The 9,266-nt window shown below is 65.7% G+C and carries 4 protein-coding genes and 1 pseudogene; 3 read left to right on the top strand and 2 right to left on the bottom strand.

Annotated features, from left to right (window positions below; genetic code table 11):
- Both VFH65_RS14040 and VFH65_RS14045 read right to left on the bottom strand, forming a co-directional pair.
- Positions 1 to 722, bottom strand: a 722-nt coding sequence (locus VFH65_RS14040; RefSeq protein WP_353322294.1) for a PGRS repeat-containing protein, incomplete at its 3' end; no start/stop codon positions are given.
- Positions 723 to 1,047: 325 nt separating this feature from the next.
- Entirely contained in the window at positions 1,048 to 2,340 is a 1,293-nt protein-coding gene (locus tag VFH65_RS14045) for a ClC family H(+)/Cl(-) exchange transporter (protein ID WP_353322297.1), read from the bottom strand.
- Positions 2,341 to 2,954: 614 nt separating this feature from the next.
- Between VFH65_RS14045 and gltB the strand changes: the two genes are divergently transcribed.
- From gltB to VFH65_RS14060, 3 genes and pseudogenes are all read left to right on the top strand, one after another.
- Positions 2,955 to 7,547, top strand: coding sequence for a glutamate synthase large subunit (gltB, locus tag VFH65_RS14050; protein WP_353322295.1), 4,593 nt, complete (start codon positions 2,955 to 2,957; stop codon positions 7,545 to 7,547).
- A complete protein-coding gene (locus VFH65_RS14055; RefSeq protein WP_353322296.1) occupies positions 7,540 to 9,006 on the top strand; it encodes a glutamate synthase subunit beta in 1,467 nt (488 codons plus the stop codon). The genes gltB and VFH65_RS14055 overlap by 8 nt, the downstream gene beginning before the upstream one ends.
- Positions 9,007 to 9,085: 79 nt before the next feature.
- A pseudogene (locus VFH65_RS14060) lies at positions 9,086 to 9,266 on the top strand (polysaccharide deacetylase family protein); the annotation flags it as partial.

The following is a 9,266-nucleotide window of genomic DNA, read 5'->3' on the forward strand; positions in this document are numbered from 1 at the left end:
TGACCGCCGTCGCCGCCGTCACCGCCGAGAGCGGTGCCCGAGATGCTGCCCGCGCCACCGCCTGCGCCGCCGTCGCCCGCATCGCCGTGGAGGATCCCCGAGTCGCCGCCGTCGCCGCCATCCCCGCCCCAGGTGGTGGCGCTACCGAAGTTGAGGCCCGTGCCGCCCGCACCGCCAACGCCGCCGCTGCCGCTCAGGATGCCGCCGTTGCCGCCGTCTCCGCCGTCGGCCGCCTGTGCGGGGTCGGTGCCCCCGGTGATGGCTACACCGCCGGCGCCGCCCGCGCCGCCGTTACCGAGCAGGCCGGCATTGCCGCCGTCTCCGCCATCCTGGCCGGCAGCACCTGCGCCGCCTGCGCCGCCGTTACCCAGCAGCAGGCCGCCACTGCCACCGGCCTGACCCTCGGCACCTGCGGCGCCGCTGCCGATCAGCAGGCCGCCGTTCTCGCCGGGCGTGTCGCCGTTGCTGATCAGCAGGCCCACAACGCCGCCGAGAAGGCCGCCGAGGGCGTCCACCGGTGACGCGGCGGCCGCCGGGGCCGGAGGGGGTGGCGGTGCGAACAGCCAACCGAAGAAGACCAGATTCACCTCAGCGGTGACCGCCGGCTTCGCCTGGATGGTCGCGGCCGGTGGGTCGGCGAAGTAGGCGGCGCCTGCAGCGGCGGCGAGCGCGCCCATCGCGATCATGGCCGCGCCGGTGGTCTTCTGCTTGGCAACTTTCATAGCTCGAAACCTTTCGTCGAAATGCGCTGGGTAGACCCGATAGTTACCTGTTGACGGACGAAGATGCAGTTAATGTATTTACCACATCGAGACATACTTGCGACCGAAAAAGGATCAGTTCCAGTTATTGACAAGTATGATGATTAACGCAGGCCAAACTGGATATGAGCGCATGACGGCTATTTACCTCTGTCAAATTCTTAGTTGCTTAGCGCAGGATTATGTAGAACTCAGCAACACCCATGGATGCGACACCCGCTACTTGGGTTGGTGAATTAACTTCCACGACCGAATTGACGGAAGTGTTGAATAGCAAACTTCGTAACTAGCTACCGCGTCGTTCAATGGCCGCTTCGTCTGGCATCCGCTCTCGAAGACTGTCGTAGATCGGCGGCGATCCCACGAGGTAGGCGACGAGTACCGCCGCCGCGGTCGCGGCCATCATCGGCACGAGCGTTGCGGTCATGGCCGTCATCTCTACGACGAGGACCACTCCCGTCACGGGCGCACGCACAGTAGCCCCGAAGAATGCCGCCATTCCGACGAGTGCCAGCGGAATCGCCAATTGCGTTGTGTCTGCAGGCCATACGGCGTTGAAGGCCCCGGCGAACAGCAGTCCCCACAGTGCACCCACGGCAAGCAGCGGTGCGAACAGCCCGCCAGGTACCGCAGCCGAGTACGAAAGGGGGCCGGCGATGAATCGCACCGCCAGGTATCCGATGACGACGGAAAGCAGGATGTGGTGTCCACTGAGGATCTGTTGCGTCAGGAGGTCGCCGCCGCCCACCGCGTGGGGGGACACAAACATCGCGAGACCGATGATGGCACCGATGATGGCGGCCTTCGCCAGGGTCGGGATTCGGCGTAGCGCTGCGACGTGGTCGAGGAACCACAACACCAACGCGTTGTAGACGGCACCCAGGCATCCGGTCAACAGTCCGAACGCGACGAAAAGCGGTAACCATGCGAGAGCCGGAGCGCTGATTGGTTCGACGTGGAAGTCGGCGTGGTTTCCCAGCATCAGTCGGGCGCAAGCCACCCCAGCAATAGCCGAAAAAAGTGTCGCCAGAACTGTTTTCACCCGAAATGACTTGGTGACCTCTTCGAGGGTGAAAAGGGTGCCCCCGATCGGTGCGTTGAACGCGACCGCAAGGCCGGCCCCGCCCAACGCCGTCTGCATCATCCTGACCTCGGAATCGGGTAACCGCGCCCGCCTGGCCGCTTCGGCTCCGATCGCGGCACCCATGTGCACCGTCGGTCCCTCGCGGCCCAAGACGAGCCCAGATCCCATGCTCAGCACGCCGCCGATGAACTTCGCAGGAACCAATCGGATGAGCGGAGGCCGGGCCCCGCCGAGAAAGACCGCCTCGACATGCTGGATGCCGCTTCCGGCGGCCAGCGGCTCCCACCGCACGATGAGGGCGGCAAGGGTTGCGCCTGCTGCGGCGGCGGCCATGGGGATGAGCCAGCCTGGCCCCGGCAGCTGGTGCGCCCAGTCCACAAAGTCGATACGCAAATCGTCGGCCGTCTGCAGACACCAGCGGAACGCGCCGCCGACGAAGCCGATGAGCACGCCTGCCACGATCGCCGTAACGCAAATGTGTACCGAGCCCCGCATGGAATCGTCGGGCTGATCGGGACCTGCCGTCGGTGCCGTCAACCGTTCTCCTTCACACCGAGATAGCCGGGGTCTCAGTGTCGCAGATCGCTATCCGCGTTACCGGGTCTCGAGGGCAGCGTGCTGGTGCGCTGAACGCGCAGCTGCTGCGGCGGCTGGATCTGCGGCCCGAAGCCGGCGTCCGGGCTTCTCTAAGAATCTGACTAGGCTTTGTGCAAACAAATGCGATCTTGTTACGCCAGGTCACATAGTTGATGTGCTCGTGTAGCAAATCACATGAAGGATTAGGGGGCGAATGTGATCTTCCCCTCGTCGGGTCGCTGGCGTACTAACCGGGCCCAAAGGGTAACCGGTGCAATGGTATTCGTCGCGGATTACCTGGCCGATCGTCAACGCCGCCAGCCGGCCCTCCGACCATAGTTAGGTTTGACTAAGTTGGCATGTCAGGCCCCGTTTGTCATATCGTTTTCTCCACTTGTGGCGAGTGGGATAGGGCCGGCGTTCAGTGCTGCACGAAGGAACCTCCACCGCAGGGCCGGTTGATGCCTCAAAAGGGCTAGTCGACGGCTGCCATGCAGACTTCGCGAAGACGTGCGGGAAAAAGGTAGGTGGGAATGGCGCCCAGTAGTCAAGGGCTGTACAACCCCGCGTTCGAGCACGATGCGTGCGGCGTGGCGATGGTGGCTGACATGCATGGCCGCCGCAGCCGCAGCATTGTCGATGCGGCCATCACGGCCCTGGTGAACCTGGAGCATCGCGGTGCCCAGGGTGCCGAACCGCACACCGGAGACGGCGCAGGCATCCTGCTGCAGGTCCCCGATGAGTTCCTGCGCGCCGTCGTCGAATTCGACCTGCCGGAATACGGCAGTTACGCCACCGGTATCGCGTTCCTGCCGCAGTCGTCGAAGGATGCCGCGATCGCCTGCGAATCCGTCGAGAAGATCGCCGAGGCCGAGGGCCTCGAAGTGTTGGGCTGGCGCGAGGTGCCCACCGACGACTCGTCGCTCGGCGCGCTGGCTCGCGACGCGATGCCGACCTTCCGCCAGGTGTTCATCGCGGGCGCCTCGGGGATGGACCTGGAGCGCCGCGCTTACGTGGTGCGCAAGCGTGCCGAGCACGAGCTCGGCACCAAGGGCCCGGGACAAGACGGCCCGGGTCGCGAAACCGTTTACTTCCCAAGCCTTTCCGGCCAGACATTCGTTTACAAGGGGATGCTGACCACGCCGCAGCTCAAAGCGTTCTACCTTGATCTGCAGGACGACCGCCTCACCAGCGCGCTGGGCATCGTGCACTCGCGGTTCTCCACCAATACGTTCCCGTCGTGGCCCCTGGCCCACCCGTTCCGGCGCATCGCCCACAACGGCGAGATCAACACCGTCACCGGCAACGAGAACTGGATGCGGGCACGCGAGGCGCTGATCAAGACGGACGCATTCGGCACTGGCCAGGCCTTCGACAAGGTCGTGCCCGTTTGCACTCCGGGTGCTTCGGACACCGCGCGATTCGACGAAGTGCTCGAACTGTTGCACCTCGGTGGCCGCAGCCTGCCGCACGCCGTGCTGATGATGATTCCCGAGGCGTGGGAGCGTCACCCGTCGATGGATCCGGCGCGGCGCGCGTTCTACCAGTACCACGCGTCGCTGATGGAGCCGTGGGACGGCCCGGCGTCGATGACCTTCACCGACGGCACCGTGATCGGCGCCGTGCTGGACCGCAATGGCCTTCGCCCGTCACGAATTTGGGTCACCGAGGACGGCTTGGTGGTGATGGCGTCCGAGGCGGGCGTGCTCAACCTGGACCCGTCGACTGTGGTCAAGAAGATGCGGCTGCAGCCCGGCCGCATGTTCCTGGTCGACACGTCGGCGGGCCGCATCGTCGACGACGAGGAGATCAAGGCCGAGCTGGCCGCCGAGCTCCCCTATCAGGAGTGGCTCGACGCCGGCTTGTTCCACGTCGACGAGCTGCCCCCCGGCGACTACGTCCGCATGCCTCATCACCGAGTCGTGTTGCGGCAGCAGATCTTCGGCTTCACCTATGAAGAGCTCAACCTGTTGGTGTCGCCGATGGCCCGCACTGGCGCCGAAGCGCTGGGCTCGATGGGCACCGATACCCCGGTCGCGGTGCTGTCGCAGCGGCCGCGGATGCTCTACGACTACTTCCAGCAGTTGTTCGCGCAGGTGACCAACCCGCCGCTGGACGCCATCCGTGAAGAGGTGGTGACCAGCCTGTCGGGCACCGTCGGCCCAGAGGGTGACCTGCTCAATCCGACGGCGGAGTCGTGCCGCCAGATCGTGTTGCCACAGCCCATCCTTCGCAACGCCGAACTGTCGAAGCTGATCTGCGTCGATCCCGATCATGAGATCCGCGGCCACAAGCACGGGATGCGCGCCGCGGTGATTCGTTGCCTGTATCCGGTGAACCGCGGCGGGCAGGGCCTCAAGGAGGCCCTCGACAAGGTGCGCGCCAAAGTTTCGGACGCCATCCGTGACGGCGCGCGCATCATCGTGCTGTCCGACCGCGAGTCGGACGAATCGATGGCGCCGATCCCGTCGCTGCTGAGCGTCTCGGCCGTGCACCACCATCTTGTTCGCGACCGTACCCGGACCAAGGTCGGTCTCGTCGTCGAGGCAGGTGACGCCCGCGAGGTGCATCACATGGCCTGCCTGGTCGGCTTCGGCGCCGCCGCGATCAACCCGTACATGGCGTTCGAGTCCATCGAGGACATGATCGATCGCGGCGCCATCAAGGGGCTCACTAGCGACCAGGCCAAGGCCAACTACGTCAAGGCCGCAGGCAAGGGCGTGCTGAAGGTGATGTCCAAGATGGGTATCTCGACGCTGGCCTCCTACACCGGCGCGCAGTTGTTCCAGGCCATCGGCATCAGCCAGCAGCTTCTCGACGAGTACTTCACCGGCCTGACATGTCCGGTCGGGGGCATCGACCTCGACGACATCGCCGACGACGTGGCCGCCCGGCACGCCCTGGCGTACCTGGACCGGCCCGACGAGTGGGCGCACCGCGAGCTCGAGGTCGGCGGCGAGTACCAGTGGCGTCGTGAGGGTGAGTACCACCTGTTCAACCCGGACACCGTGTTCAAGCTGCAGCACTCGACCCGCACCGGCCAGTACTCGATCTTTAAGGAGTACACCAAGCTCATCGACGACCAGAGCGAACGGATGGCCTCACTGCGCGGCCTGCTCAAGTTCAAAGACGGCGAACGTCCGCCCGTTCCGTTGGACGAGGTCGAGCCGGCCAGCGAGATCGTCAAGCGATTCTCCACCGGCGCCATGAGCTACGGCTCGATCTCCGCCGAGGCTCACGAGACGCTGGCCATCGCGATGAACCGCCTTGGCGGCCGGTCCAATTCGGGTGAGGGCGGCGAGCACATTAGCCGCTTTGACCGCGACGAGAACGGCGACTGGCGCCGCAGCGCGATCAAGCAGGTGGCTTCGGCCCGGTTCGGCGTCACCAGTCACTACCTGACCAACTGCACGGACATCCAGATCAAGATGGCCCAGGGCGCGAAACCCGGTGAGGGCGGCCAGCTTCCTGGCAACAAGGTGTATCCGTGGGTGGCAGAGGTGCGCCACTCCACGCCGGGTGTCGGCCTGATCTCCCCGCCGCCGCACCACGACATCTACTCCATCGAGGATCTTGCTCAGCTGATCCACGATCTGAAGAACGCCAACCCGCAGGCGCGCGTGCACGTCAAGCTGGTCAGCGAGAACGGTGTCGGCACGGTCGCGGCCGGGGTCTCCAAGGCGCACGCCGACGTGGTGCTGATCTCCGGTCACGACGGCGGCACCGGCGCCACCCCGCTGACGTCGCAGAAGCACGCGGGCGCACCGTGGGAGCTCGGCCTGGCGGAGACGCAGCAGACGTTGCTGCTCAACGGTTTACGTGACCGGATCGTCGTGCAGGTCGACGGTCAGCTCAAGACCGGCCGTGACGTGGTGATCGCCGCGCTGCTCGGCGCGGAGGAGTTCGGCTTCGCCACCGCGCCGCTGGTGGTATCCGGCTGCATCATGATGCGGGTGTGTCACCTCGACACCTGCCCCGTCGGCGTGGCCACCCAGAACCCGGTGCTGCGGCAACGGTTCAACGGCAAGCCGGAGTTCGTCGAGAACTTCTTCATGTTCATCGCCGAGGAAGTCCGGGAAATGATGGCCCAGTTGGGCTTCCGGACGGTCAACGAGATGGTCGGCCAGGTCGGCGCGCTGGACACCACGCGCGCGGCCGAGCACTGGAAGGCCTACAAGCTGGATTTGGCGCCGGTGCTGCACGAGCCGGAGTCGGCGTTCATGAACCAGGACCTGTACTGCAGCTCGCGTCAGGACCACGGGCTGGACAAGGCGCTCGATCAGCAGCTGATCGTGATGTGTCGCGAGGCTTTGGACTCGGGTAAGCCCGTGCGGTTCTCGACCACGATTGCCAACACGAACCGCACCGTCGGCACCATGCTGGGCCACGAGGTGACCAAAGCCTATGGCGGCCAAGGGCTTCCCGATGGCACCATCGACATCACGTTCGACGGATCGGCAGGCAACAGCTTCGGCGCGTTCGTACCCAAGGGCGTTACGCTGCGGGTGTACGGCGACGCCAACGACTATGTCGGCAAGGGCCTTTCCGGCGGCCGCCTCGTGGTGCGCCCTTCGGACAACGCGCCCGCCGATTACGTCGCCGAGGAGAACATCATCGCAGGCAACGTGATTCTGTTCGGTGCGACCAGCGGCCAGGTGTTCCTTCGCGGCGTGGTCGGCGAGCGGTTCGCCGTCCGCAACTCCGGCGCGCACGCGGTGGTCGAAGGAGTCGGCGATCACGGCTGTGAGTACATGACCGGGGGCAAGGTCGTCATCCTCGGATCGACAGGGCGCAACTTCGCGGCAGGCATGTCAGGCGGTGTGGCCTACGTCTACAACCCCGAGGGCACGTTCGAAGAGAACCTCAACGCCGAGATGGTCGACCTCGACGCGCTGGACGACGAGGACGTCAACTGGCTGCACGGCATGATCGTCGCGCACGTCGACGCGACCGATTCAGCCGTCGGACAACGCATTTTGAGCAACTGGGACGGAGCACTGAAGCAGTTCGTGAAGGTGATGCCGCGCGATTTCAAGCGGGTGTTGGTTGCCATTGCCGAGGCTAAGGCTTCTGGAGCTACCGGTTCCGATGTCGACAAGGCGATCATGGCGGCGGCCAATGCCTGATCCGAGCGGCTTTCTGAAGTACACAAAGCGACAGACCCCGCAGCGGCGGCCGGTCGATCTGCGGCTGCGTGACTGGAAAGAGGTCTACGAGGACTTCTCCCATGACACTCTGCGCGACCAGGCGACACGCTGCATGGATTGCGGTATCCCGTTCTGCCACAACGGATGCCCGCTGGGAAACCTGATTCCCGAGTGGAACGACCTGGTGCGCACCGACCGCTGGCGCGATGCGATCGAGCGGCTGCACGCCACCAACAACTTCCCCGAGTTCACCGGGCGGCTGTGTCCGGCACCGTGCGAGGGCTCGTGTGTGCTCGGCATCAACCAGGATCCGGTAACGATCAAGCAGATCGAGGTCGAGATCATCGACAACGCCTTCGACGAGGGCTGGGTGGTGCCGCTGCCGCCGGATGTGCGGACAGGCAAGACGGTCGCCGTGGTCGGGTCAGGCCCAGCCGGACTGGCCGCCGCGCAGCAGCTGACCAGGGCCGGACATTCGGTGACGGTGTTCGAGCGAGACGACCGCATCGGCGGCCTGCTGCGCTATGGCATCCCCGAATTCAAGATGGAGAAGCGCCATATCGACCGGCGGCTGGAGCAGATGGCGGCCGAGGGCACGCAGTTCCGGGCCGGCGTGAACGTCGGCGTCGACATAACCGCCCAGCAGCTGCGATCCGAATTCAACGCGGTCGTGCTCGCCGGTGGTGCGACGGCTTGGCGTGATCTGCCGATCCCTGGCCGCGAACTCGACGGCATCCACCAGGCCATGGAGTTCTTGCCGTGGGCCAACCGGGTACAGCAGGGCGATCCGGTAACCGACGAGAACGGCCTGCCGCCGATCCACGCCAAGGGCAAGAAGGTCATCATCATCGGCGGCGGCGACACCGGCGCCGACTGCCTTGGCACCGTGCACCGCCAGGGCGCGGCCGGTGTGCACCAGTTCGAGATCATGCCTCGCCCGCCGGAGACCCGCGCGGACTCCACGCCGTGGCCCGTCTACCCGCTGATGTTCCGGGTGACCTCGGCGCATGAGGAAGGTGGCGAGCGCGTCTACTCCGTCAACACCGAGCAGTTCGTCGGCGAAAACGGCCATGTCACCGGCCTGCGCGGGCACGAAGTGCGCATGGAGGGCGGCAAGTTCGTCAAGGTCGAGGGCACCGACTTCGACATGGAGGCCGACCTCGTCCTGTTGGCGATGGGCTTCGTCGGCCCGGAGCGCGCCGGACTGCTCACCGATCTCCGTGTCGAGCTCACCGACCGGGGCAACGTGGCGCGTAACGCCGACTTCGCCACGACGGTGCCTGGCGTGTTCGTCGCAGGCGACATGGGCCGGGGCCAGTCGCTAATCGTGTGGGCGATCGCCGAGGGCCGCGCCGCAGCCGCAGGCGTGGACCGCTATCTCATGGGCCGAACCGCGCTTCCCGAGCCGATCAAGCCGACGGCTGTTCCGCAGCGGTAGTAGCTCGGGCAACGTTAGTTAGCGCCGGCAACGGCGTGTCTCCACCCGATGGCAACCTGCTGACCTAAGACTGGCGCCGATGAGTCGCCGCTACCGTCTGCCCGCGGGTTCCGAGTTGAACCGGCGGCACTTCATTGCGGCGCTGTCGGTGGCAACGCTATCCGCCGTGGGTTTGAGCAGGTGCAGTGTGGGCGGACAACAGCAGGTCGCGGAGGCGGCCGCGCCAGTACCCGCGCCGGCACCCGGCGCCGGGTTGTTGC

It is taken from the genome of Mycobacterium sp. (genome assembly GCF_035697385.1).
Classification (GTDB): domain Bacteria; phylum Actinomycetota; class Actinomycetes; order Mycobacteriales; family Mycobacteriaceae; genus Mycobacterium.